This is a genomic window from Thermodesulfovibrio sp. 3462-1, from assembly GCF_040451425.1.
GTDB lineage: Bacteria > Nitrospirota > Thermodesulfovibrionia > Thermodesulfovibrionales > Thermodesulfovibrionaceae > Thermodesulfovibrio > Thermodesulfovibrio obliviosus.
In genome coordinates this window covers 197,928-221,003 of the sequence record NZ_CP144374.1, presented here as the reverse complement: position 1 = coordinate 221,003, position 23,076 = coordinate 197,928, and the positions used below count along the sequence as shown (strand labels likewise).

The following is a 23,076-nucleotide window of genomic DNA, read 5'->3' as shown; positions in this document are numbered from 1 at the left end:
ATGCAAGTTAAAGCTAATGATAGAATTGAAACTTTTCACGACCTTGTCAGAGTTCTCAAAACTCATCCAGAATGGCTTGAAGAGCTGAGGCAACTTATTTTAACTACTGAACTCATTGAACTACCGAAAAAATTTGAGGAATTCATAGAAAACGAATTTAAACCTTTAAAGAAAAAAGTAGACAAATTAGAAGAAGATGTGGCTGTCCTTAAACAGGATGTGGCTGTCCTTAAACAGGATGTAAAAGTATTAAAGGATGATGTTGGAATGCTTAAAGGTGACATGTTTGAAATGAAATTAAAGGATAAGGCACCGTCACTTTTTGGTCATATTATAAGAAGATGTAAGGTCTTAAGTGCTGAAAAGTATGCAGAAATTTTAGATGACGCCCTTGATGAAAACAAAATTACCTTCGAAGAAAGACAGGATGCTCTTGATGTTGACCTTGTTGCAACAGGAGTTTTAACAGAAGACCCAGCAAAAAAAGTTTTTCTAATCGCTGAAGCCTCTGTAAAAGCTGATAAAAGAGATGTAGAAAGGGCTTATAGAAGAGCCCAGATTTTTAAAAAAGCTACAGATACTGACACAGTAGCTGTTGTGGTCTGCAAAGAAAAAACACAGGGTGCCATAAAAAAAGCTCAAGAACTGGATGTTATTCTAATAAATGTTCTACGCTGATCTTCATATTCATTCCAGATTCTCCAGAGCAACAAGCAAAGAAATGATTCCTGAAGTAATTGAACAGTGGGCTCAGCTCAAAGGTATAAAACTAATTGGGACAGGTGATTTCACCCATCCAGAATGGCTCAGGGAAATAGAAAAAAAATTAAATGAGGAAGGAAATGGACTTTTTACCCTGAAAAAACAATATCGCCTTGATGTACCCGATTCCTGCAAAGAGGATATATTTTTTATCCTTTCCTCTGAAATAAGCTGCATTTATCAAAAAAATAATAAATTAAGGAAAATTCATCTTTTAATTTTATCACCATCATTAAGGGATGTTACAAAAATAAATCATGCCTTATCTCAAATAGGAAGTCTTGGTTCAGATGGAAGACCCATTCTTGGAGTTGATGCGAAGGAAGTAATGAAAATTATCATTGACATTTCACCATCTTCAATGATAATTCCAGCCCATGCATGGACTCCTCATTTTTCCGTGTTTGGTTCTCAGTCAGGGTTTGACAGCCTCAGTGAATGCTTTGAAGAACTTACTCCTTACATCTATGCAATTGAAACAGGCCTGAGTTCAGATCCACCAATGAACTGGCGTCTTAGTGAGCTTGACAGAGTACTTCTTGTTTCAAATTCTGATGCCCATTCACCTACAAAAATTGGAAGAGAAGCAAACATCTTTGACACTGAGATGAACTACAATGCGATTACCGAAGCAATAAAGATACGCAAGGGATTTCTTGGCACTGTAGAGTTTTTCCCTGAAGAAGGGAAATATCATTATGATGGACACAGATCATGCGGAGTAAGACTTTCACCAAAAGAGACAATAAAAAGAAACTATCTATGCCCTGTATGCGGGAAAAAAGTTACTGTTGGAGTAATGCACAGAGTTGAAGTTCTTTCAGACAGGCCTGAAGGATTTAAACCACCACAAGCACTTCCTTTTAAATCTATAATCCCTTTATCTGAAATAATTGCTGAAATAAAAAATAGTTCTACCCAGTCTAAATCAGTATTTGACACATATATGAAAGCCCTTTATAAACTCGGAAGTGAATATAATATACTTTTACACAAAGATTTAAAAGAAATTGAAAAATTTGATTCTAAACTGGCAGAGGCAATTGAAAGAATGAGAGAAGGCAAAGTTTATGTAGAAGCTGGATATGATGGAGCATATGGTAGAATAAAAGTTTTCGGTGAATCTATTGAAACTGAAATTAAAGGGCAGGCAATCCTTTTTTAAATGAATCTTAACAGAAATCAAAAAATAGCAGCAGAAACTAACGACAAAATCTGCTGTGTTTTAGCAGGTCCAGGAACTGGAAAAACCCTTACAATTACTGCAAAAATTATTAATCTATTGCAACAGGGCATAAATCCTCAAGAAATTGCAGCCCTTACTTTCACACAAAAAGCAGCCATTGAAATGAAGCAGAGAGTTATAAATAGCTTGAGACAAAAAGAAAACACACCTTTTATTGGCACCTTTCATCTTTTGTGCCTAAAACTTTTAAAGGAATTTTTACCAGATAAACAAAAGCATTTTCAATTATGCACAAGGACAAAACAGAAAGAAATAATCTCTGATTTATATGGGAAAAATGCTGATAAAGCAATTGAAAAAATAACAAAATTCAAAAATACAGGTGTCCCTCTGGATGAAAAAATTTTACCAGTCTATGAAAAATACGAAGAAAAAAAGAGACAGCTTAATCTTCTTGATTTTGATGACCTATTGCTAAAAACTCTTGAATTAATCAATAAAAAAGAGATTCCAGCTCTCTTTTCTTATATAATTGTTGATGAATTTCAGGACATAAATAAGATTCAGTATGAACTTATAATAGGACTTCTTAAGCAAGATGGCTGTCTTGCAGTATTTGGCGATCCTGACCAGGCTATTTATTCTTTCAGAGGCTCAGAAATTGAACTTTTTTTAAAATTACCTTCAGATTTTCCAGATTTAACTCTTATAAATCTATCTCTTAATTATCGTTCGCAAAAAAATATAATAGAAGCTTCAAATAAGTTTATCACAGCTAATACAAAAAGGTTTTCTAAAAGAATTGAAGCTACAAGAGAAATAAAATCTCCTCTAATCCTTTTTGAAGTTGAGGACGAATATGAGGAAGCCAAAACCATTGTTAAAGAAATAAAGTCAAGGCTTGGTGCAACAGATTTTACAGAACTCTATAAAAATAAAGAAGAAACATCTTATAGTTTTTCAAGTTTTGCAGTTCTTACAAGAACAAATAATCAGCTGAAAATCATTAAGGATTTTTTAAAAAAAGAAGGAATCCCCGTGAAAACAATAAAGAAAGATGCAGATCACTGGATATCTTCAATAATAAGAAAACTTACTGAAGCAATGACTAACTCATCGGAAAAACTTTTTACAAATATGCCATTAAAGGACTTTCTTGAATCATCTGGAAGCTATGAAGATTTGTCAGACATAGAAATCTTTATGTTGAGCAACATTGCAAGAGCATATAAAAATGGCAAACTCATAGAGCAGATTCAGGCATTCATTGATGAAATTTCAGCACTGACACCTATTGATCTTTTTCCAGAAAACCTTAATGCAGTAAGCCTCCTTACTCTGCACAGTTCAAAAGGTCTTGAATTTCCCATTGTCTTCATTGCAGGTTTTGATGAAGGTCTTATCCCTTACACTATGGCACCTGATATTGACATAGAGGAAGAAAGAAGACTCTTTTATGTTGGAATGACCCGAGCAATGGATGATTTAATACTTATTCATTCAAGGCAAAGAGTTATCAACGGCAAAAAAATACCTCTGTCTGTTTCTTCTTTTCTTAAAGATATACCAGCAGAATACATACAGATAAAAAAGGTCCGGGCAGACAGAACCGGACCAATGCAAAAAGGTCTTTTTTAAGCTTTTATTTCTGTGCCGAGAAGCTCAAGAAATTTTCTTATCCATTCTGGATGAGCTGGCCAGGCAGGTGCAGTTACAATATTACCGTCTACACAGGCATTTGAAAACGTAGCATTCACCTCACACCATTTTCCACCGGCAAGTAAAATTTCTGCTTTTACTGCTGGATAGGCAGTAAGAGTTCTGCCTTTTATAACATTGGCAGCAGTCAAAAGCTGAATTCCATGACATATAGCAGCTACAGGTTTATCAGATTCAACAAAATGTTTTACTATTTCTAATACTTTATCGTTAAGCCTCAGATATTCAGGAGCTCTTCCACCTGGAATTACAAGGGCATCGTAATTTTCAGGTTTAATTTTCTCAAAATCAGCATTTAACATAAAATTATGACCTCTTTTTTCTGTATATGTCTGATCTCCTTCAAAATCATGCACAGCAGTTTTTACAGTCTCACCTGCTTTTTTCCCTGGACAAACTGCATGAACAGTATGTCCCACCATCTTAAGCATCTGAAACGGCACCATTGCTTCATAGTCTTCCACAAAATCGCCAACAATCATTAAAATTTTTTTAGACATACTACACCTCCTCTGATTTTGTTTTATTCTATTATAAACTCTTTATGTTAAGATATTGTTACGCCTTATGAGAAAAGATAGCAAGGTAAAAAAAACACTGGCAGACTTGCAGGATTTCTATTTTGTCTGCATAAATTCTATTTTAAAACTTTTTAAAAAACCTATTTATTTTGATGAAATAATTGAGCAGATGGAATATGCTGGCTCTGCTTCTGTTTTTATTATATCTCTGGTATGTCTGTTTGTAGGAATGGCACTAAGTCTTCAACTAAGTGCAGAGCTCAGCAGGCTTGGATTAAAAATGTATACAGGTAAAATTGTAGGAATTGCAGTGATAAGAGAAATTGGTCCCCTTGTAACAGCACTGGTCTTTATAGGCAGAGTTGGTGCTGGGCAGACTGCAGAAATTGGCTCAATGATTCTTGGGCATCAAATAGACACCTTAAGAGTCTACGGAATTGATCCAGTTAGAAAAGTTGTGATTCCAAGAGTAATTGCCTCAGTTATAATGCTTCCATGTCTTACAATAATAGGAGACCTCGTCTGTCTTTTTGGAGGCTACTACATAGCAGTTTTTGTCAGTAATCAGAGTGGTTCCTTTTACTGGTCAAGCATTATCAGAGAATTAAATTTTCAAAATGTCTTCTCCGGTTCAATAAAACCTTTTATATTCGGGTATCTTATCTCTTGTATAAGCTGTTTTTACGGGCTTACAACCCGAGGAGGTGCAAAAGGATTAAGAAGGTCAACCACAAAAGCAGTTGTTACATCAATTGTTGTTGTAATCGCAACTGATTTTATACTAACAAGAACTTTACTCTATGCACTGGGGTTTACTGTATGATAATCTTTGATGATGTATGGTTCTCTTACGGAGACAGAGAAGTGCTCAAAGGTGTAAGCTTTACTGCAAAATTTGATGAGCGAATAGCTGTTCTTGGTGAAAGCGGTGGGGGAAAAACAACCATTTTAAAATTAATTCTGGGTTTAATCACTCCAGATAAAGGAAAAATTATAATTGATGGCATTGATATAACCAGACTAAGTGAAGAAGAACTTATTCCCATAAGAAGAAAATTTAGCATTGTTTTTCAGGAAGGTGCTCTTTTTGATTCTTTACCTGTAAAGGAAAATGTAGCTTTTTTCATGAGAGAACTTTTAAAGCTTCCTGATAAAGAAATTTATCGCAGGGTAAGGGAATTGCTCAAACGCGTAGGAGTTGAAGATGCAGAGGAACTTATGCCAGAACAACTCAGCGGAGGTATGCACCGTAGAGTAGCCATTGCCCGTGCCCTGGCAGTTGGAAAAACAAAGATGTTTTTATATGATGAGCCAACCGCAGGACTTGATCCCATCAATTCTGAAAGAATTATTCAGCTGATTAAAGATTTAGCAGACAGAGAAAATATAGGTTTCATGATAATAACTCATGTAGTTTATATAGCATGGCAACTCTGCAATAGATTTATTTTTCTTAAAGATGGATATATCGTATTTGATGGCAATAAAGAAGAACTTATTAAAACCAAAATTCCTGCTGTAAAGGATTTCATAAAAGAGCTATTTTTTAAAGTTTAGCAATACTCAGCCAACAAAACAGAGACCTTTTCTCCAAAAAGTCTTTGACTTTTTGAAGAAAAGGTCAAGTGCAGAATTGTAAACCAACCTCTAAGGAAAAGCGAAAGACAGTTTTTTCCTTTATCGCATTTTTATGATCCCAGTATTTCTTTTAAGTCTTCATCCGCTGTTTTGATTGTTTTTATACTAAAATTATCAACAAGAACTTTCAAAACATTAGGACTTACAAAGGCAGGAAGGCTTGGCCCAAGACGAATATTTTTAATACCGAGATAAAGCAGTGTTGTAAGAATTGCAACTGCTTTCTGTTCAAACCAAGAAAGGATTAAAGAAAGTGGAAGCTCGTTTACACTTACATTGAAAGCCTTTGAAAGTGCCAGAGCTATCTGAATTGCTGAATAGGCATCATTGCATTGACCCACATCAAGAAGTCTTGGAATTCCTTCAATTGAACCAAGTTCTTTATCAAAAAATCTGAATTTACCACAGGCAAGAGTAAGAATAACGGTGTCTTTCGGAGATTTTTCAACAAACTCTGTGTAATAGCTTCTGCCTGGTTTTGCACCATCACAACCACCAACAAGGAAGAAATGTCTTATTTTACCAGCTTTAACAAGCTCAATTACCTTTTCAGCAAAGCTTAAAACAGCATTTCTTGCAAAGCCTACCATTACGGTTTTTCCTTCCCTGTCTTCTGGAAAACCTGGCAATTCAAGCGCCTTTTCAATTACTGGAGTAAAATCTTTATCTTCAATGTGCTTTACCCCTGGCCAGCCAACAACACCTGTTGTGAAGATTCTATCTTTGTAGGACTCCTGTGGCTTTATAATGCAATTAGTGGTCATTAAAATTGCTCCAGGAAACTGAGCAAATTCCTTCTGCTGGTTCTGCCATGCTGTGCCGTAATGTCCATAAAAATGCTTATATTTCTTCAGTTCAGGATATCCATGACAGGGAAGCATCTCTCCGTGGGTATAAATATATATACCTTTTCCTTCTGTCTGTTGTAAAAGAAGCTCAAGGTCTCTCAGGTCATGACCAGAGACCACAATTGCCTTGCCTTTTTTATAACCCAGTGGAACTGCTGTAGGAATAGGATGTCCGTATTTGCCAGTGTTGGCAGCATCAAGCAGTTCCATTGTTTTTAGATTAACCTCTCCGGCTTTCAAAACCATATTAAGCCAGTAATTCATATCTCCGTCTCTCTGCATGGCATCAAGGGCATCATAAATAAAGGCGTAGACAGAGTCATCTTCTTTTCCAAGAATTGCTGCATGGTCAGCATAGGCTGCGATTCCTTTTATTGCATAAAGAGTAGTCTCTTTAAGCGATTGGATGTCAGCATCTGAAGAATTCTGGAATAACTTTCTATTTGCCTCTTCGCCCTGCTTTACCAGTTCTTCCATTGAATCAACAGGAAATATGCGACAGGCATCTGTTTCCTTAACGTTATAGCCTTTCTTTTTTAGTTCTTCCCTGATTTTTACTGCTTCATTGATAAAATTTCTTATTGCTTCAGAATCAAAATTAACATTTGTCAGTGTTGCAAAGAGAGCTTCAACAGTAAATCTTTTAACTTTGTTGTCCAGCCTGTTTTCCCTCAGTGCTTCCTTTGCATAAGTAGAAAGTCCCTGAAGGCAGTAGATTAACAAATCTTGAAGATACGCTGTATCTGGCTGTTTCCCACATACACCCAGTTTTGTGCATGCTACCTGATTTGCTGTTTGTTCACATTGTCTACAAAACATAGATAAACCTCCTAAGAAGTATTTTTATAACTAATTTTACTCTATTTAATCAGCAAAAAATATGATTTAAATCATATTTTCAATAAGATCTGCAACTTTTATTGAAATTTTGTTTTTTAATATGTCATATTTATGACATGAAGGATAAAATTGTGATTGTAGGGCAATCAGTTCAAATTAAAAGAATTCTCACACTTATTGATAAGCTTTCAAGAACTGATACCACTGCTTTGATAATGGGAGAGAGCGGAACAGGTAAGGAGCTTGTTGCAAAGATGATTCATCTTAAAAGCCTGAGAGCAGAAAAGCCTTTTATTCCTGTTAACTGTGCTGCCATACCTTCCGAACTTCTTGAATCAGAACTCTTTGGATATGAAAAAGGAGCATTCACTGGCGCAAATACCCAGCGTCTTGGTAGATTTGAAGTTGCAAATGAAGGAACAATCTTTCTTGATGAAATAGGTGACATGCCCGTTCATCTTCAGGTAAAAATATTAAGGGTCCTTCAGGAGAAAGCTTTTGAAAGAATAGGAGGAACTAAGTCTATTCATGTAAATGTGAGAATTATAGCAGCAACAAACAAAGACTTAGAAAATGAAGTAAAAGAAGGAAGATTCAGAGAAGACCTTTTCTGGAGACTGAATGTTGTTCCTGTAGTAATTCCTCCATTGAGAGAAAGAAAAGAAGATATACCCCTTCTTTGCGATTATTTTATTGATAAGTTTTCAAAAAAATTTGGCTATTCACTGCAGATCAAGCAAGAGGCAATGGAAGTTTTATTAAACTATCACTGGCCTGGAAATGTCCGTGAACTTGAAAATTTAATTGAAAGACTTTATGTTTTAAATGATGGTGGAGTTATTACTGTGGAAGACCTTCCTGAAAAAATAAAATTCGGGGAAAGTTTACTTCCAAAAACAGTTTCTGACGATATAAATCCCTTCAGTGCAGGAATAGACCTTAATGAAGTTTTAAAGGAGTACGAGAAAAAGCTAATTTTACATGCCTTAAATCTGCATAGATGGATTAAAAGTAGAGCAGCCAGGTATCTTAACATAAACAGAACAACACTTATTGAAAAAATGAAAAGACTTGGCATTAAAGACAATGAAAACTCTGATTAGTATCATTGCCATTATTTTATTTTTCAGCATTACCTGTGCAGATGATGCTCTTAAAAAGGGTGAGGATTTTTTAAAAACTGAGAATTATTTACAGGCAAAGGAGTTTTTTCAAAAGTTTACTGAAGACCCAAAATTTGCAGATAAAGCACTTTTAGGTCTCGCAAAGGCAGAATACTTCCTTGGAAATTACTATGAAGCCACAATTCCGTTAAAGAGAATTTTGAGGGATTTTAAAAACTCTCCTGCTGTTAATGAAGCAAATCTCTACATGGGATTAACAAATTTCAAAATTGGAAGACTCAGGGAAGCAGAGTATTATCTTGAAAAAGTTCAACCACCTTTTGAAAAGCAGGCAATGATTGGCAGAGGATGGATCGCACTTTACAGGGGTGATTTAAAAACAGTCCAACAGGTGCTTGACAGGCTTGACAGGAAAGATTTTAATGAGCCAGATAATGCTTTATTGAGAATAAAATATCTTGCCATGTCAGGTAGGGCTGATGAGGCTTTAAAGGAGTTTAATAAAAATCTGAAACTGAGAAAATCCCTTTATGACCTTGACAGAGCAGAGGTTTTGATAAAAGCAAATAAGTTCACAGAAGCAGAGAATGTTCTGAAAAAATTCATTGAAAGATCTATTAGGCTTTCCGATACAATCAGGGCAAAAAAAATGCTCTTTGAAATGTATTTCTCTCAAGGAAGAACTGAGGAAGCTTTAAAAATAGGAAAAGAGATTTACTTTTACATTCCCACGGATGATGTAAGACTCAAGATTTACTCAATCTACATGAACAACAAGAACTATGATGATGCATTGAGAATGCTTTTCTTATTCAGAGATAAGGAGCTTAAAAATAGAAAAATTGAAGAATTTTTAAAAATCATCATGCATGAAAGCCCGGAAAAAGCTGCTTATTATATTGTTAAAATATATCCCTTTTTATCAGTAGATTCATCTCTGCTAATTCAATCAGCTCAATTTCTCATTTCTCAGGGAAAATACAATGAGGCTAAAAATCTACTAAGGAAGATTCAAACAGGTCCAAGAAGGACAGAAGCAGTGATTCCCTATTCAAAGATTCTGATAAAAGAGGGTAAATATAAAGAAGCTAAAAAACTTCTTGAGCCTCTTAAAGAGAAAAATCTTCAAGCAACTGCTCTTTATGCTCAGATTCTTGCTCAGGAAGGAGATAAACTTACCGCACTTTCTTATTTAAGAAAAGTATCAAAATCAATAAATGACACTGAGGTTCTAACTTTATTAGGAGATCTTGAATATTCAAATGGAGATAGAAAAAAAGCTATTCATTACTGGCTTGAAGCATCAAAGCTTGGCAATGCAGAAGCATCACTTAAAGCTGCTGACTATTTTTATCTTTCTAAAAAAACAAAAGAGGCAATTCACTATTACAAAAAAGCGATAGAGCTTGGAATTAAAGACAGTGAATCTCTCATGTGGGCATACTATCAGTATGGCAAACTTGCCCATGATAAAAAATATCTTGAAAAGGTTGCTGCTTCGGGAGGAAAGCTTTCAGAAGCAGCAAAGGCGCTTCTTCATTAGCCATGCAGGAAAAACTTTTAAAGGAAGCACTATTAAAATTTAACACAGCCTCTGAAGCTTTAATTAAATATTACAGCCTTCTTGAAGAAAAAGTAAAACTTCTTACAGAGGAGGTTGAACAGAAAAAAAGACTGCTTAGTAGCATAATTGAAAGCATTGATATAGCTGTTGTATTTTTTGACAGCGAAGGTGTCATAAGATTAATCAATCGAGCAGGTGAAAATCTCTTTAATATTAAAGCAGAAAATGTTATTGGCAAAAGAGATTTACCGATAAAAATTCAGGCAGACATGATTTATCCAGACCTTGGAAAGCCTTTTTATGCAATAGTCTCAGAATCAGAGGTTGTTGATTCAGAAGGAAATAAAATCGGCAGAGTTTTTCTCTGTAAAGACATTACGAGAATAAAGGAACTTGAAGCAGAAAATGAAAGAAACAGAAGGCTCAGTGCAATGGGCTCTCTTGTAATGAAAATAGCCCATGAAATAAGAAATCCTCTTGGAAGCATTGAGCTTTTTGCCAATATGATATCTGAAGACCTCAAAGAAGGAATTCATGGAGATTATGCAAGGAGAATCTCAAGCTCTGTAAAGATGTTAAGAAATACCCTTGAAAATATGTTGAGTTTTACAAGGGGGATAACTCCCAAAAAAACTTTTATATGCCTCAATGAATTGATTGATGAAATAATAAAGGAGTTTCAGGAACTTTTTAGCAGAGTTGGGATAGAAATTGAAAACAGAATAAAAGAAATAATTTTTCTTCACCTTGATTCTTCTCTTATGAGGCAGGCATTGATAAATCTGTTTGTTAATGCATATCAAGCAATGCCAGAGGGTGGAACAATTACTATTGATGCATGTAATGATGGTGATTTTGTCAGGCTTACCATTAAAGACACTGGTCATGGAATTGACAGTGAAATAGTTGATAAAATCTTTGATCCCTTTTTCTCCACAAAAGACAGAGGCACAGGACTTGGGCTTAGTATTACAGCAAGTATAATTTCTGCTCACCAGGGAAGAATTGAAGTAAAAAGTAGAATTAATGAAGGCACAGAATTTGCAATTTATTTACCATTGAAATGAAATCTGTTCTTATAATAGATGATGAACCTGACATGGGCTTTGCCCTAAAAGAGGCAATGTCTCGTTTTGGCTTTGCTTCTCATTATTACAGAGACCCTTCCTATGTTCTTTCATCAGTTAACCTGAGTGATTTCTCTTTGATCATAACTGATGTAAAAATGCCCAGAATGAGTGGTCTTGAGTTTCTTGCTGAGATAAGAAAAAGAGGAATTTTTACTCCTGTAATCGTGATTACAGGATATGGCTCTGTTGAAGATGCTGTGAAAGCAATGAAGCTTGGTGCAGTGGACTATATTATGAAACCTTTTTCAATGGATACTCTGAAATCTCTTGTCTTCAGGCTTATCCCTGAAGAGGATGAAATTGTTGCAGAGGCTCCACAAATGAGAAGAATCCTTGAAATTGCAAGAGAAATAGCAAAAACAGACATTACAGTCCTGCTAACAGGAGAAAGCGGGGTTGGTAAAGAAGTTATTGCAAGATACATTCACAAGCATAGCCCGAGAGCAAATCAGCCTTTTGTTGCAATAAATTGTGCAGCCATTACTGAAACACTTCTTGAGGCAGAGCTTTTTGGACATGAAAAAGGAGCCTTTACTGGAGCTACTGAAAGAAAGTTAGGTAAATTTGAGCTTGCCAATAGAGGAACAATTCTTCTTGATGAGATAAGTGAGATGGCATATAGACTTCAGGCAAAGCTCTTAAGGGTTATTCAGGAAAAGGAAGTTGACAGAGTTGGTGGTACAAAACCTGTTCGTGTAGATGTAAGAATAATTGCTACAACAAACAAAGACCTTTGGGAGGAGGTAAAAAAAGGCAATTTCAGAGAAGATCTCTTTTATAGAATAAATGTATTTCCATTAAGAATTCCTCCACTTAGAGAAAGAACTGAAGATATTATTCCTCTTGCTGAGTTTTTTTTAAAGAGGCTTTCAAATAAGATGTCAAAAAATTTCATCATTACAGAGGAGATGAAAAAATACTTACTTGAAAATTCCTGGCAGGGCAATGTCCGAGAACTTGAAAATTTCATTTACAGGACTGCTGTCCTGAGTCCAGATGGACAATTAAGGGTTCCTGAGGATGAGATTTTTTTTGAGGGAAAAAAATCAATAAAAATTGGCAAAATAAAAGATGCAGAAAAGGATTTAATAATTGACGCTCTTAAGAAAACTCAGGGAAATAGAACAAAGGCTGCAAAAATTCTTGGAATAAGTGTGAGAACATTGAGAAACAAAATAAATGAATACGGACTCAAAGATTTATAATTCAGGCACGAATTTTGCTTATATCTGGTTAAGAAATCTCTAAAGGTAGAGGTGTAAAAAATGGACAGTTCAATAAAAATTCTTGAGAAAATAATGGATATATGTGCCTACAGGCAAAAAATTCTTGCTTCAAATATAGCAAATGCTGATACACCAGGTTATAAAGCAAAGGACATAAATTTTCAGGAAGAATTAAAAAGAGCAGTTGAAAACGATACAGGGAGTTATAAAGTAATTGAAGCTAAAACAACTATGCCAAACAGAGATGGAAATACTGTTAATATAGAAGTAGAGATGACAAAATTTGCAGAGACAATGCTCATGTATAATACTGCAACTCAGCTTCTTTCAGCAAGAATTCGCATGATTAAAGATGCAATCAAAGGAGGTAGATAATGAAGGATATATTTTTACCTCTCAAGGTGGCAGCAACTGGGCTTGAAGCCCAGAAAATAAGGCTCAATGTAATTGCTTCAAACCTTGCAAACATAAACTCAACAAGAACTCCGGAAGGAGGTCCCTATAGAAGAAAGGATGTTGTTTTTATGACATACATGTATGACCAGATTTCTCAGGGTGTTGATGTGGTTAAAATAGTACAAGACCAGAGACCTCCGAGAATTGTTTATGACCCCAGGCATCCTGATGCAGATAAAGATGGATATGTAAGATATCCAAATGTAAATCCAATGGAAGAAATGATTAATCTTATTTCTGCTTCCCGTGCCTATGAAGCAAATCTTACGATGATTAACTCATATAAGGATATGTTTATGAGAACAATTGATTTATTAAGAATTTAGGAGGGCAGCTGTGACAGAGATAAAAAACATAAGTGAAACTCTAAATAAGACATTGCAGGAATTACAGAATTTACAGGGAACGCAGAAAGAATCCTTTGAACAGGTTCTAAAGGATGCTATAAAAGAGGCATCTCAGGTAGAGCAGGAGGCTCAAAATGCAATTGAAGCTTTTGCAAAAGGTGAATTAAGTATTCATCAAGTTGTGCTGGCAATGCAAAAGGCTGATATCAGCCTTCAAACACTCATTCAGGTCAGAAACAAAGTAATAACAGCATACGAAGAGATCTCTCGCATGCAGGTTTAATAAAAAATGCCAGCCATTGATAGAATTAAAACAGCTTTAGAAAATATTAAAAATATGCCAGCAAGCAGAAAGCTGGCTCTTGCAGGAGTTGCTGTAATTGTTTTTGCTATTGTCTTCACATTAATTTTATGGCTACCAAAGCAGGATTATCAAGTTTTGTATAGCAATCTCTCTGCAGAGGATGCAGGAAATGTAATAAATAAGCTTAAGGAGAAAAAAGTTCCATATCAAGTAAAAGATAATGCAATATATGTGCCTTCTGATAAAGTTTACGAATTGAGGCTTGAACTGGCTGCCCATGGGATTCCTTCAGGAGGTGGAGTTGGCTTTGAAATATTTGATAAAACTCAGATAGGACTTACAGAGTTTTCTCAGCGTATAAACTATATAAGGGCTTTGCAAGGTGAGCTTCAAAGAACAATAAAACAGCTTCAGGAAGTTTCCGAGGCAAGAGTTCACATAGCAATTCCAGAAAAAACAATATTTACAGAAAAGGAAGACCATCCAACAGCCTCTGTTGTGCTTAAACTTAAGCCAGGAAGAACCCTTACAAAGGAGCAGGTTTCAAGCATAGTTCATCTCGTATCAAGCAGTGTAGAAGGACTTTCTCCTCAGTATGTAACTGTTATTGACCAGTATGGCAATCTTCTTTCCGCACCAAAAGACCCAACACAGCTTGTTGAGGCTTCTCAGATTGAATACAAAAGAAACATTGAAAAAACCTATGAAAAAAATCTTCAGAGCATGCTTGAAAACATTGTTGGAAAAGGAAAAGCAATAGTCAGGGTTTCTGCAGATATAGATTTTTCAAAGGTTGAAAAGGTTGAAGAAAAATACGATCCAGATACAATTGCAATAAGGCAGGAACAGCGTTCACAGGAAAAGACAATGTCTCCTCAACCAGGAGGAATTCCTGGAGTGCTGTCAAATCAACCCGGGCAGGCTCCAGGTGCTACTACTCAGGCTGTGCAATCTCAAAAACAGCAGGAAAGCATAAATTATGAAGTAAGCAAAAGTATAAGCAAAATTTTGCAATCCACAGGTCAGATAAAAAAGATATCTGTAGCTGTTCTGGTTGATGGAACTTATAGAGAAGAAAAGGGTAAAAAAGTTTATGTTCCAAGAAGTGAAGAAGAGATAAAAAAATATCAGGAGCTTGTTCAGGCAGCCATAGGATATAATAAAGAAAGAGGTGATTATGTGATAGTGGAAAGCATGCCCTTTGAAGTCATACCGGAAGAAAAACCAGGGATTGATTATATAGGCATAGCAAAAACAGTTCTTAAATATCTGATACCTCTGATTATTGTTGCACTTATAATTCTTTTTGTTGTAAAACCACTCATTGAGTTACTTAAAAAGCCTGTTGAAGAAAAAGTCAAAAAAGAAATTGTTATATCTGAAGAAGCAGTGCCTCCTCCGGTAGAAAGAGATATAAAAGAGGAAATAAGGCAAATAGCAAAAACAAATCCCAAAAAAGTTGTTGCCATTCTAAGAGAGTGGATAAGCGAGTAAATGAGAAAGTTTTCAGGCATAGAAAAAGTTGCAGCACTTCTTTCTTTAATTGGTGAAGATGCAGCAACAGAGCTTTTCAAACATTTTGATCCCATTGAACTTGCTCGAATTATTCCAATGATGTCAAGAATAAAACTTACTCCTGAGGAAGCTGAAGCAGTGCTTAAAGAGTTTGCTGAAAAAATTGGAGCTGCTCCTGTTATGGTTGATGAGGAATACATAAAAACAATACTTACAAAGGCTTTTGGCGAGGAGCAGGCCGCAAAGCTCATAAGTAAGATTGAAAGTGGAGCAAGTGCCTTTGATATTCTTAGATGGCTTGATTCTCAGAGCATAGCAACAATGCTTCAAAGAGAGCATCCTCAGACAATAGCAATTGTGCTTGCCCATTTAGAGCCAACACAGGCAGCAGAAGTTTTAAGCAGATTCCCTGAGCAGCTTAAAATAGAGGTTTCTCAAAGAATTGCAAATCTTGACCAGATTTCTCCCACAATTTTAACTGAACTTGAAGATGTTTTGCAGAGTCAGCTTCGCTCATACACGCAATCAAGAAGAATTGGTGGAATAAAAACAGTTGCTGAAATTCTCAATCAGATGGACAGAACCAGTGAAGAGTTAATTCTTAAAAATATTGAAGAAAAAGATCCAATTTTAGCTGATGAAATAAGAAAGCTTATGTTTACCTTTGAAGATCTTTTATATGTTGATGATAGAGGAATTCAAACAATTCTTAAAGAGATTTCAACTGATGACCTTGCCCTTGCTCTTAAAATGGCTTCTGAAGAATTAAAGGAAAAGATTTTCAGGAATATGTCTCAGAGAGCAGTTGAAATACTTAAAGAAGAAATGGAAGCAAAAGGACCTGTTCGTGTCAGCGATGTTGAAAAGGCGCAGATGAACATTGTGAGGGTTGCAAGAAAACTTGAAGAAGAAGGCAAAATTGTTGTTGGCAAAAGAGGAGGAGAGGCAATTGTTACATAGAAAAGTTAGACCCTATGTGCCACTTTCCTTTGATGAAAATAAAAAGACTCCACAGGAAAGTAAAATTAATGAAGAAATTATAAAAAAAGGCTACGAAGAAGGTTTTAACAAAGGCTATAAAGAAGGAGTTAATGAAGGAGTTAAAAAAGGCTACGAAGAAGGTTTTAACAAAGGCCAAAAGGAGATAAAAGAAAAATCTGATGAACTTTCAAAAACTACGGAAGTTTTTAAAAACTTAATAAAGGAGCTCCGAGAATTTAAACATAAGCAGATAGAATCTCTTCTGCCACAGATTTTAAAACTCGCCTTTCAGATAGCAGAAAAAGTTGTAGCTACAAAAATTTCTCTTGATAAAGAAGCAACTCTTTCAATTGTTAAAGAAGCATTGAAAACCATCCCTTTAAGTGAGGAAAAAATCATTATAAAAATTAGTCCAGAGGATTATGATTATATCTCTCAAAAAATTGATGAACTTGAAATTGACAGAGCAAGCATTCAGATAGAGCCTTCAGATGAGATTAAAGGAGGCTGTTCAATTGAAACTCAATCTCAACATATTGTTTCAACAGTTGAGCAAAGACTTAAGGAGATAGAAAATGCTCTCAATTCAATCCTTTCTCAATGAAGCTCACAAGGCTCTGGAACAACTAAATCCAATAAAAGTTTATGGTAAAGTAACAAAGGCTGTTGGACTCATTGTTGAAAGTGTTGGAATAAATGCAAGTATTGGAGACATCTGTGAAATTATTAGTGAAGATAATCGGATTGAAGCTGAAGTCGTAGGTTTTAAAAATGGTACAGTTTTACTTTCTCCTCTTGGTGAGATTTATGGAATAAAAACAGGAGCAAAAATTGCTGTAAATGGAAAACAGAGCTACATCCCTCTGAGTGATGATATTCTTGGAAGAGTAATTGATGGAACAGGAAAGCCAATTGATGGTAAAGAGCCATTAAAAGGAAAGCCTTTTCCAATATATAAAGAGGCCATTAACCCCCTTGAAAGAGAAATAATTAGAGAGCCCCTTGATCTTGGGATAAGAGCTATAAATGCTATTGTCACCTGTGCAAAAGGACAAAAAATAGGAATTATGGCAGGAAGCGGAGTTGGTAAAAGTGTTCTTCTTGGAATGATTGCAAGATACACATCAGCTGATATAAATGTAATAGCACTGATTGGCGAACGTGGCAGAGAGGTAAGAGAATTTATTGAAAATGATCTTGCTGATGGATTAAAAAAATCAGTTGTTGTTGTTTCAACCTCTGACACTCCAGCACTTGCGCGTATTAGAGGTGCTTTTTTAGCAACTGCCATAGCAGAGTATTTCAGACAGCAGGGTAAACATGTACTTTTACTTATGGATTCCCTTACCCGTTTTGCAATGGCTCAGAGAGAAATCGGGCTTGCAGCAGGTGAGCCTCCCACAATGAAAGGATATCCGCCAAGTGTTTTCAACTTAATGCCCAAGCTTCTTGAAAGAGTGGGAGTTACGAAAAATGGTGGCTCCATAACAGGAATATACACAGTACTTGTTGAAGGAGATGATCTTACAGATCCTGTTGCAGATGCATCAAGAGCAATTCTTGATGGGCATATAGTCTTAAGTAGAGAGCTTGCAAATAGAAATCACTATCCAGCAATTGATCCACTGAAAAGCATAAGCAGGTTGATGAAAGATGTGGTAGATAAAAAACATCTTGAGTATGCTCAAAGGCTTCTTGAGCTTCTTGCAATCTATTCAAGATATGAAGACATCATAAACATAGGTGCATACAAAGAAGGAACAAATCCACAGGTTGATTTTGCCATTAAGATGATGAATAAAATAAACAATTTTTTAAGGCAGGATATAAATGAAAGAGTAAGCTTTCAGGAAAGTCTTAATCAGCTTTATAGTTTATTTGAAGGGCAATGAATGTAAATACATTAAATATGATACTCAGATTAAAAGAGTGGGAAGAAGAGCTTGAAAAACAGAAGTTTATAAACATCCTATCGGAAAGGCAAAAACTGGAGGAATACTTAAGAATGCTTGAGGAAAGATTCAGCTCTTTAGATTTTCTTAAGGAAGCAACTTCAGTGGAACTCCTTTCAATTTATGATGAAATGCAGTATCTTTTGACACAGTTAAAGGAAACTCGAGAAATCATAAAAAAAATAGATGATGAACTGGAAGCCCAGAGGCAGGTTTATGAAGAAGCTTTCAAAGAAAGAAAAAAAATTGAGCAGCTTTATGATAAACTCATTAGCAGAATAAAAATACATCTGGAAAAACTTGAAGAGAAACTAATTTCCGATGTATTTTTAAGTCAGGTAAGGAGTAAATGATGTTTAAAAGAGCAATTATTCTTTCCATATTAATTCTTGTTTTAGGATTGGCAGCAGGCACTTTAATCGGTCAGCAGACATCAAATAAACAAACTACATCCATAGAAGAAGACAGATTGAAGATTCTTCAGGAAGATATTGCTAAAAAGACCGAGGAGTTGAAAAAACTTAAGAGCGAGATTGAAGCAAAGATTAAGCAGCAGGAGGAACTTAAAGCTCAGCTTGAAAAATCTCAGCAGGAAAACTATCAGAGACTTGCAAAAATATACGAAGCAATGCCTCCTGAAGAGGCTGCTTCAAGAATTGAAAAACTTGATGAAGACACTGCAGTAGCTTTGCTTCTTGCAATAAAACCACGTCAGGCAGGGAAAATTCTTGCCAATATAAATCCAGAAAAAGCAGCTATTCTTTCTAAGAAAATCGTTTCAATAAAGGAAAAGTCATCCAGGTAGGAAAATTTTTCTCTTCATAATCTGCGTTTTCAATATAAAAAACCTTTTAAAATCAATAAACTAAAACTGGCATAAAGATTGAATTGTTTTTTGGTATGATGTTAACAGAAAACATAAATCTGGAGCTATTAAATATAATTAAAAATCAGGCAGTAGCAAAAAGTAAATCTACAGGATTTGACGAGATTTTCAATGAACTACTACAGCTTTTCTTTGAAAACAAAGACCTCTCAACCAAAGCTTCAATAAATAACAATCCATTTATTTTTCCATTTGCCTCTTTTCACAACTTTCTATTGCAGGATATCAAAAACTTTCAGGAACTCTTTCAGTCTTTAGAGTTTTCTTCTGAATTAAAAGCCTATGTCAGACTTCTTCAGTCAGGTCAGATAGAAATAAAAGAATTGAACAGTCTTTTGCAAAATCTTAAATCCCAGAATAACAACTCTGAAATTCAGAGTTTACTTGAAAATTTTGATAATAAAATCCTTTTAAACAAAGAAAATCAACACATATACAGTCCAAAATTATCAAACACGGTTCAAAATTACTCAGACAAGGATAATTCTGAGCAATTTCTTTTTAATCCAACATCTTCCTGTCAGGGTAAACTACACGAAGAAACTCCTTCAACTTTCCTCTTAAATGCTGTTAAGACCTATTCAGGAAGCGACAGTGATAACTCAGAATTTCCAAATGCTTATATCATGAAAAAAACCCTCAATAACAAAGAGCTATCATCACAATTAAATATTTTTCACAATATTCAGGACAGAACCAATGAAATTAAAAATTTTGAGCAAAAAATTGAACTTCCCTTTACACGGATAAGTGAAGTCTCAGATATAGTTTTTAAGGCTGTATCCAGTTCTCAAAAAACAGTTGTAGTTCAGCTTGAACCACCAGAGCTTGGTAAAATACTGATTAAGCTTTCTATGGACAATGCAGGTCTCAGGGCTGATATGAAAGTTGATTATCCCCATGTAAAGGAGGCACTTACAGCTCTTATCCCGGAAATTAAAAGCAATCTTCAGTCTTCAGGCATAAAAGTCTCTGATTTCTTGCTTGATTTGATGAAGGATTATCGCGGATATTCTGATTCCTACAATGGTCAGGGACAGAGAAAATACAGAGGCAATCAAAAATTTTTTGAATATTTCGTATAAGGAGGAATAAAAAATGGCAGATGTAACAAGCATATTTAATAATCCTCTTTACACAGTGCAACCAAAAACAACAGGTACTGGCAACAACAAAATTGATAAAGAAGCATTTTTAAAGCTTCTTACAGCACAGCTTAAGTATCAGGATCCATTAAATCCATTGGATAATACTCAATTTGTAGGACAGCTTGCAACGTTTTCAGCTCTTGAACAGATTATTAATATCGGAGACACACTAAATAGTTTTATATCTACAAAAACAAAAGAAGATGCTTTATTGGTTGGAGCAACTCTAATTGATAAAACAATTACAACAACCTCTTCAGAAGAATTCACAGTAAAAGGAATAAGCTATCAAGATGGAAAACTCAAAATTGATGTGGGAAGCAAGACCATATCTCTTGATGAAATTCAGGGAATAAAATCCTAAGGGAGGTGATAGTATGTTAACATCACTTTTTACAGGAATAAGTGGACTGAATGCAAACGGACTTGCCCTTTCAGTAATAGGAGATAACATTGCCAATGCAAACACTGTTGGTTTTAAAGCAAGCAGGGCTAATTTTGGAGATATCCTGAGCCAGACTCTTGGTGGAGCCTCTGCAATGCAGGTTGGCCGTGGAACAATGATTATAGATATTCAAAAAATGTTTACCCAGGGAACTCTTGAAACAACTGCAAATCCTCTTGATTTAGCAATAGAAGGAGATGGATTTTTTGTTGTAAGGCAACTGAATGGTCCAACCTACTACACCCGTGCAGGTCAGTTCAGACTTGACAAAGATGGCTATATCGTTGATCCCAATGGATACAGGCTTCAAGCATACAAAATGGATGCAACTGGAAATGTAACAGGTGAAATTAATGATGTATATCTTGCAGGATTGATGAGCGAACCCTCTGCAACTAATAAAATAAATACTCAGGTAAATCTTGACTCAAGAGATGATATTAAAACATGGAGTTTTACTCCAGGAGCAAATCTACCAAATTCGTCAGTATATAATTTTTCAACAGCAATAACAGTCTATGATAGTCTTGGCAATCCCCATCTTGTTTATACATATTTTGTAAAAACTGCAGCAAACACATGGGAGGCACATGTTATATACAACAGTAGTGCAACAGGAACCCCAAACTATCAAGAAATAGACTTTGACTCTGGCACACCAGGAACACAGCCTATAACCTTAACATTTAGTTCGGATGGAAAACTTACTACAGTTTCACCAACCAATCCTCAGGCAAGCTTTGATTTTTCAGCCTGGGGAGCTACTAATCCGCAGAATATTACCTTTGATTTTACAGACTCAACTCAGTATGGTTCACCCAATGCTGTGGTATTTCAAAATCAGAATGGATACACTGCTGGAAATCTTATCGCAATAACAGTTGATCAAAATGGAGTTATATCAGGTGTATTTACAAACGGTCAGGTTAAAAAAGTTGCCCAGGTTGTTCTGGCAAAGTTTGTTGCAGCTCATAATCTCACAAAAGTTGGGAAAAATCTATTTCTTGAATCCTATGGTTCTGGTGGACCAACCTACGGTGCACCTGGAACAGTTGGAGTTGGCTCTGTATATGCAAACTCTCTTGAATCAAGCAATGTAGATCTTGCAGAGGAATTTATCCGAATGATCGCAGCTCAAAGAGCCTATCAGGCAAATGTAAGAGTAATTACAACAACTGACAATATACTAAATGAATTAATGAACATTGTAAGATAGGGGGTAGGAGATTATGTGAATTTTTTGAATTGATTTATATTCAGTTCACTATTATTTTGATAAATCTTCTTTTGCCTACTTTTACAATATACTCGCCAGCTTTAAGTTTTATGTCAGAGTTCATGATTTGCTCATTGTTAACCCTGACTGCGCCCTGCTCAATAAGCCTTATTGACTCTGATGTGCTTTTTGTAACACCGTGTTCTTTAAGGATTTTTGGAAGCCATACTCCATATCCTTCATCCTTTACTTTTACAGTTTGAATGTCTTCGGGAATCTCTTTCTGTTTGAAAAGTTTAATAAATCTCTGCCTTGCTTTTTCTGCTGCTACACTGCCATGATATATACTGACAAGCTCAACTGCCAGAGCCTCTTTTGCATCTCTTGGATTAATTCTGCCTTCCTTTATACCATTTTTCAATTCATTAAGCTCTTCAATTGATATGTGGCTTAAAAGTTCGTAATACTTGAGCATCAGCTCATCACTTATTGACATTATTTTTCCAAACATTTCATCAGGAGGTTCGTTTATTCCAATATAGTTACCAAGACTTTTAGACATCTTCTGCACACCGTCAAGCCCTTCAAGAAGAGGCATTGTGATTATAACCTGTTCTTCTATTCCATACATTTTCATCAACTGTCTTCCCATTAAGAGATTGAACTTCTGATCAGTGCCACCGAGCTCTACATCTGCTTTTAAATAAACAGAGTCATAAGCCTGAAGCAGCGGATAAAGAAACTCAAGAATACTTATTGGCTTGCCTTCTGTAAAGCGTTTTTTAAAGTCTTCTCTTTCAAGCATTCTTGCAACTGTCTCAGCACCTGCAAGCCTACACATATCAAGGGCTGACATACAGCCAAACCATTCACTGTTGAATCGGACAATGGTTTTTTCAGGATCAAGAATTTTAAAAACCTGTTCCTTATATGTTTCAGCATTTTTCAGCACTTCCTCTCTCGTAAGAGGTTTTCTTGTCTCTGTTTTGCCAGAGGGATCTCCTATCATTCCTGTAAAATCACCAATTAAAAAGATTACCTCATGCCCCAGCTCCTGAAACTGTCTCATTTTTTCAAGAAGAACAGTATGTCCAAGATGAATGTCTGGAGCAGTTGGATCAAAACCTGCTTTTACTCGTAAGGGTTTTTTTTCTTTGTAAGCTCTTTCAAGTTTTCTTTTTAGATCTTCTTCAAGAATTATTTCAACGCTTCCTCTTTTTATAATTTCAAATTGTTTTTCAGGCTGTAGCATCTCTAACTCCTTCAAC

24 protein-coding genes are annotated in these 23,076 nt (G+C 35.5%); 21 read left to right on the top strand and 3 right to left on the bottom strand.

The window, feature by feature from the left end; genetic code table 11:
- From V4D31_RS01080 to V4D31_RS01070, 3 genes are read left to right on the top strand one after another with little or no spacing between them, the layout of a single operon-like run.
- Positions 1-678, top strand: coding sequence for a hypothetical protein (locus V4D31_RS01080; RefSeq protein ID WP_353686400.1), 678 nt, complete (start codon positions 1-3; stop codon positions 676-678).
- A complete protein-coding gene (locus tag V4D31_RS01075; RefSeq protein ID WP_353686399.1) occupies positions 665-1,927 on the top strand; it encodes an endonuclease Q family protein in 1,263 nt (420 codons plus the stop codon). The genes V4D31_RS01080 and V4D31_RS01075 overlap by 14 nt, the downstream gene beginning before the upstream one ends.
- Complete coding sequence (locus V4D31_RS01070) at positions 1,928-3,586, top strand: ATP-dependent helicase (RefSeq protein ID WP_353686398.1); 1,659 nt, start codon at positions 1,928-1,930, stop codon at positions 3,584-3,586. It begins immediately after the preceding gene.
- On the opposite strand, the gene V4D31_RS01065 is transcribed toward V4D31_RS01070, so the two are convergent.
- Positions 3,583-4,167: a DJ-1/PfpI family protein gene (locus V4D31_RS01065; protein ID WP_353686397.1), complete on the bottom strand. Its 585-nt coding sequence runs from the start codon at positions 4,165-4,167 to the stop codon at positions 3,583-3,585. The genes V4D31_RS01070 and V4D31_RS01065 overlap by 4 nt on opposite strands.
- A gap of 67 nt (positions 4,168-4,234) precedes the next feature.
- On the opposite strand from V4D31_RS01065, the gene V4D31_RS01060 reads away from it, so the two are divergent.
- Positions 4,235-5,011, top strand: coding sequence for an ABC transporter permease (locus V4D31_RS01060; RefSeq protein ID WP_353686396.1), 777 nt, complete (start codon positions 4,235-4,237; stop codon positions 5,009-5,011).
- Positions 5,008-5,745, top strand: a complete 738-nt coding sequence (locus V4D31_RS01055; protein WP_353686395.1) for an ATP-binding cassette domain-containing protein — start codon at positions 5,008-5,010, stop codon at positions 5,743-5,745. The genes V4D31_RS01060 and V4D31_RS01055 overlap by 4 nt, the downstream gene beginning before the upstream one ends.
- 131 nt (positions 5,746-5,876) lie before the next feature.
- Here the strand turns inward: V4D31_RS01055 and hcp are convergent, their stop codons facing one another.
- Positions 5,877-7,493, bottom strand: a complete 1,617-nt coding sequence (gene hcp, locus V4D31_RS01050) for a hydroxylamine reductase (protein ID WP_353686394.1) — start codon at positions 7,491-7,493, stop codon at positions 5,877-5,879.
- Positions 7,494-7,630: 137 nt separating this feature from the next.
- On the opposite strand from hcp, the gene V4D31_RS01045 reads away from it, so the two are divergent.
- The 16 genes from V4D31_RS01045 to flgE all read left to right on the top strand — a co-directional run bounded on the left by V4D31_RS01045 (position 7,631) and on the right by flgE (position 21,808).
- Positions 7,631-8,617, top strand: coding sequence for a sigma-54 dependent transcriptional regulator (locus tag V4D31_RS01045; protein ID WP_353686393.1), 987 nt, complete (start codon positions 7,631-7,633; stop codon positions 8,615-8,617).
- Positions 8,601-10,181 carry a tetratricopeptide repeat protein gene (locus tag V4D31_RS01040; protein ID WP_353686392.1) on the top strand — a complete coding sequence of 527 codons (1,581 nt, stop codon included), beginning with the start codon at positions 8,601-8,603 and terminating at the stop codon, positions 10,179-10,181. The genes V4D31_RS01045 and V4D31_RS01040 overlap by 17 nt, the downstream gene beginning before the upstream one ends.
- A gap of 2 nt (positions 10,182-10,183) precedes the next feature.
- On the top strand, positions 10,184-11,269 hold the full coding sequence (locus V4D31_RS01035; protein ID WP_353686391.1) for an ATP-binding protein: 1,086 nt from the start codon (positions 10,184-10,186) through the stop codon (positions 11,267-11,269).
- Positions 11,266-12,537 (top strand): sigma-54 dependent transcriptional regulator, encoded by a 1,272-nt coding sequence (locus V4D31_RS01030; RefSeq protein ID WP_353686390.1) that lies wholly within the window; start codon positions 11,266-11,268, stop codon positions 12,535-12,537. Before V4D31_RS01035 ends, V4D31_RS01030 begins: the two co-directional genes overlap by 4 nt.
- Positions 12,538-12,597: 60 nt before the next feature.
- Positions 12,598-12,933: a flagellar basal body rod protein FlgB gene (gene flgB, locus V4D31_RS01025; protein ID WP_353686389.1), complete on the top strand. Its 336-nt coding sequence runs from the start codon at positions 12,598-12,600 to the stop codon at positions 12,931-12,933.
- Positions 12,933-13,340 carry a flagellar basal body rod protein FlgC gene (gene flgC / locus V4D31_RS01020; protein WP_353686388.1) on the top strand — a complete coding sequence of 136 codons (408 nt, stop codon included), beginning with the start codon at positions 12,933-12,935 and terminating at the stop codon, positions 13,338-13,340. Before flgB ends, flgC begins: the two co-directional genes overlap by 1 nt.
- 10 nt (positions 13,341-13,350) lie before the next feature.
- The gene (gene fliE, locus V4D31_RS01015) at positions 13,351-13,644 is read left to right on the top strand and encodes a flagellar hook-basal body complex protein FliE (RefSeq protein WP_353686387.1); all 294 of its coding nucleotides are present in this window, start codon (positions 13,351-13,353) and stop codon (positions 13,642-13,644) included.
- A 6-nt stretch (positions 13,645-13,650) separates the two neighbouring features.
- On the top strand, positions 13,651-15,159 hold the full coding sequence (fliF, locus tag V4D31_RS01010) for a flagellar basal-body MS-ring/collar protein FliF (protein ID WP_353686386.1): 1,509 nt from the start codon (positions 13,651-13,653) through the stop codon (positions 15,157-15,159).
- Positions 15,160-16,140, top strand: a complete 981-nt coding sequence (fliG, locus tag V4D31_RS01005; RefSeq protein WP_353686385.1) for a flagellar motor switch protein FliG — start codon at positions 15,160-15,162, stop codon at positions 16,138-16,140.
- Positions 16,130-16,765, top strand: a complete 636-nt coding sequence (locus tag V4D31_RS01000) for a FliH/SctL family protein (protein ID WP_353686384.1) — start codon at positions 16,130-16,132, stop codon at positions 16,763-16,765. The genes fliG and V4D31_RS01000 overlap by 11 nt, the downstream gene beginning before the upstream one ends.
- Positions 16,737-18,053 carry a FliI/YscN family ATPase gene (locus V4D31_RS00995; protein WP_353686383.1) on the top strand — a complete coding sequence of 439 codons (1,317 nt, stop codon included), beginning with the start codon at positions 16,737-16,739 and terminating at the stop codon, positions 18,051-18,053. Before V4D31_RS01000 ends, V4D31_RS00995 begins: the two co-directional genes overlap by 29 nt.
- A gap of 17 nt (positions 18,054-18,070) precedes the next feature.
- Positions 18,071-18,466, top strand: a complete 396-nt coding sequence (locus V4D31_RS00990; protein ID WP_353686382.1) for a hypothetical protein — start codon at positions 18,071-18,073, stop codon at positions 18,464-18,466.
- Positions 18,463-18,918 (top strand): hypothetical protein, encoded by a 456-nt coding sequence (locus V4D31_RS00985; protein ID WP_353686381.1) that lies wholly within the window; start codon positions 18,463-18,465, stop codon positions 18,916-18,918. Before V4D31_RS00990 ends, V4D31_RS00985 begins: the two co-directional genes overlap by 4 nt.
- A 95-nt stretch (positions 18,919-19,013) precedes the next feature.
- The gene (locus V4D31_RS00980; protein WP_353686380.1) at positions 19,014-20,084 is read left to right on the top strand and encodes a flagellar hook-length control protein FliK; all 1,071 of its coding nucleotides are present in this window, start codon (positions 19,014-19,016) and stop codon (positions 20,082-20,084) included.
- A 13-nt stretch (positions 20,085-20,097) separates the two neighbouring features.
- Entirely contained in the window at positions 20,098-20,511 is a 414-nt protein-coding gene (locus V4D31_RS00975) for a flagellar hook capping FlgD N-terminal domain-containing protein (RefSeq protein WP_353686379.1), read from the top strand.
- Positions 20,512-20,524: 13 nt separating this feature from the next.
- Complete coding sequence (flgE, locus tag V4D31_RS00970; protein WP_353686378.1) at positions 20,525-21,808, top strand: flagellar hook protein FlgE; 1,284 nt, start codon at positions 20,525-20,527, stop codon at positions 21,806-21,808.
- Between the two features lie 40 nt (positions 21,809-21,848).
- Here flgE and tyrS read toward each other — a convergent pair whose 3' ends face one another.
- Positions 21,849-23,060, bottom strand: coding sequence for a tyrosine--tRNA ligase (tyrS, locus tag V4D31_RS00965; RefSeq protein ID WP_353686377.1), 1,212 nt, complete (start codon positions 23,058-23,060; stop codon positions 21,849-21,851).
- Positions 23,061-23,076: the final 16 nt, after the last annotated feature.

Coding starts and splice junctions, on each gene's coding strand:
- V4D31_RS01080 (WP_353686400.1), top strand. CDS start 1: ATGCAAGTTAAAGCTAATGATAGAATTGAAACTTTTCACGACCTTGTC.
- V4D31_RS01075 (WP_353686399.1), top strand. CDS start 665: ATGTTCTACGCTGATCTTCATATTCATTCCAGATTCTCCAGAGCAACA.
- V4D31_RS01070 (WP_353686398.1), top strand. CDS start 1,928: ATGAATCTTAACAGAAATCAAAAAATAGCAGCAGAAACTAACGACAAA.
- V4D31_RS01065 (WP_353686397.1), bottom strand. CDS start 4,167: ATGTCTAAAAAAATTTTAATGATTGTTGGCGATTTTGTGGAAGACTAT.
- V4D31_RS01060 (WP_353686396.1), top strand. CDS start 4,235: ATGAGAAAAGATAGCAAGGTAAAAAAAACACTGGCAGACTTGCAGGAT.
- V4D31_RS01055 (WP_353686395.1), top strand. CDS start 5,008: ATGATAATCTTTGATGATGTATGGTTCTCTTACGGAGACAGAGAAGTG.
- hcp (WP_353686394.1), bottom strand. CDS start 7,493: ATGTTTTGTAGACAATGTGAACAAACAGCAAATCAGGTAGCATGCACA.
- V4D31_RS01045 (WP_353686393.1), top strand. CDS start 7,631: ATGAAGGATAAAATTGTGATTGTAGGGCAATCAGTTCAAATTAAAAGA.
- V4D31_RS01040 (WP_353686392.1), top strand. CDS start 8,601: ATGAAAACTCTGATTAGTATCATTGCCATTATTTTATTTTTCAGCATT.
- V4D31_RS01035 (WP_353686391.1), top strand. CDS start 10,184: ATGCAGGAAAAACTTTTAAAGGAAGCACTATTAAAATTTAACACAGCC.
- V4D31_RS01030 (WP_353686390.1), top strand. CDS start 11,266: ATGAAATCTGTTCTTATAATAGATGATGAACCTGACATGGGCTTTGCC.
- flgB (WP_353686389.1), top strand. CDS start 12,598: ATGGACAGTTCAATAAAAATTCTTGAGAAAATAATGGATATATGTGCC.
- flgC (WP_353686388.1), top strand. CDS start 12,933: ATGAAGGATATATTTTTACCTCTCAAGGTGGCAGCAACTGGGCTTGAA.
- fliF (WP_353686386.1), top strand. CDS start 13,651: ATGCCAGCCATTGATAGAATTAAAACAGCTTTAGAAAATATTAAAAAT.
- fliG (WP_353686385.1), top strand. CDS start 15,160: ATGAGAAAGTTTTCAGGCATAGAAAAAGTTGCAGCACTTCTTTCTTTA.
- V4D31_RS00995 (WP_353686383.1), top strand. CDS start 16,737: ATGCTCTCAATTCAATCCTTTCTCAATGAAGCTCACAAGGCTCTGGAA.
- V4D31_RS00990 (WP_353686382.1), top strand. CDS start 18,071: ATGATACTCAGATTAAAAGAGTGGGAAGAAGAGCTTGAAAAACAGAAG.
- V4D31_RS00985 (WP_353686381.1), top strand. CDS start 18,463: ATGATGTTTAAAAGAGCAATTATTCTTTCCATATTAATTCTTGTTTTA.
- V4D31_RS00980 (WP_353686380.1), top strand. CDS start 19,014: ATGATGTTAACAGAAAACATAAATCTGGAGCTATTAAATATAATTAAA.
- V4D31_RS00975 (WP_353686379.1), top strand. CDS start 20,098: ATGGCAGATGTAACAAGCATATTTAATAATCCTCTTTACACAGTGCAA.
- flgE (WP_353686378.1), top strand. CDS start 20,525: ATGTTAACATCACTTTTTACAGGAATAAGTGGACTGAATGCAAACGGA.
- tyrS (WP_353686377.1), bottom strand. CDS start 23,060: ATGCTACAGCCTGAAAAACAATTTGAAATTATAAAAAGAGGAAGCGTT.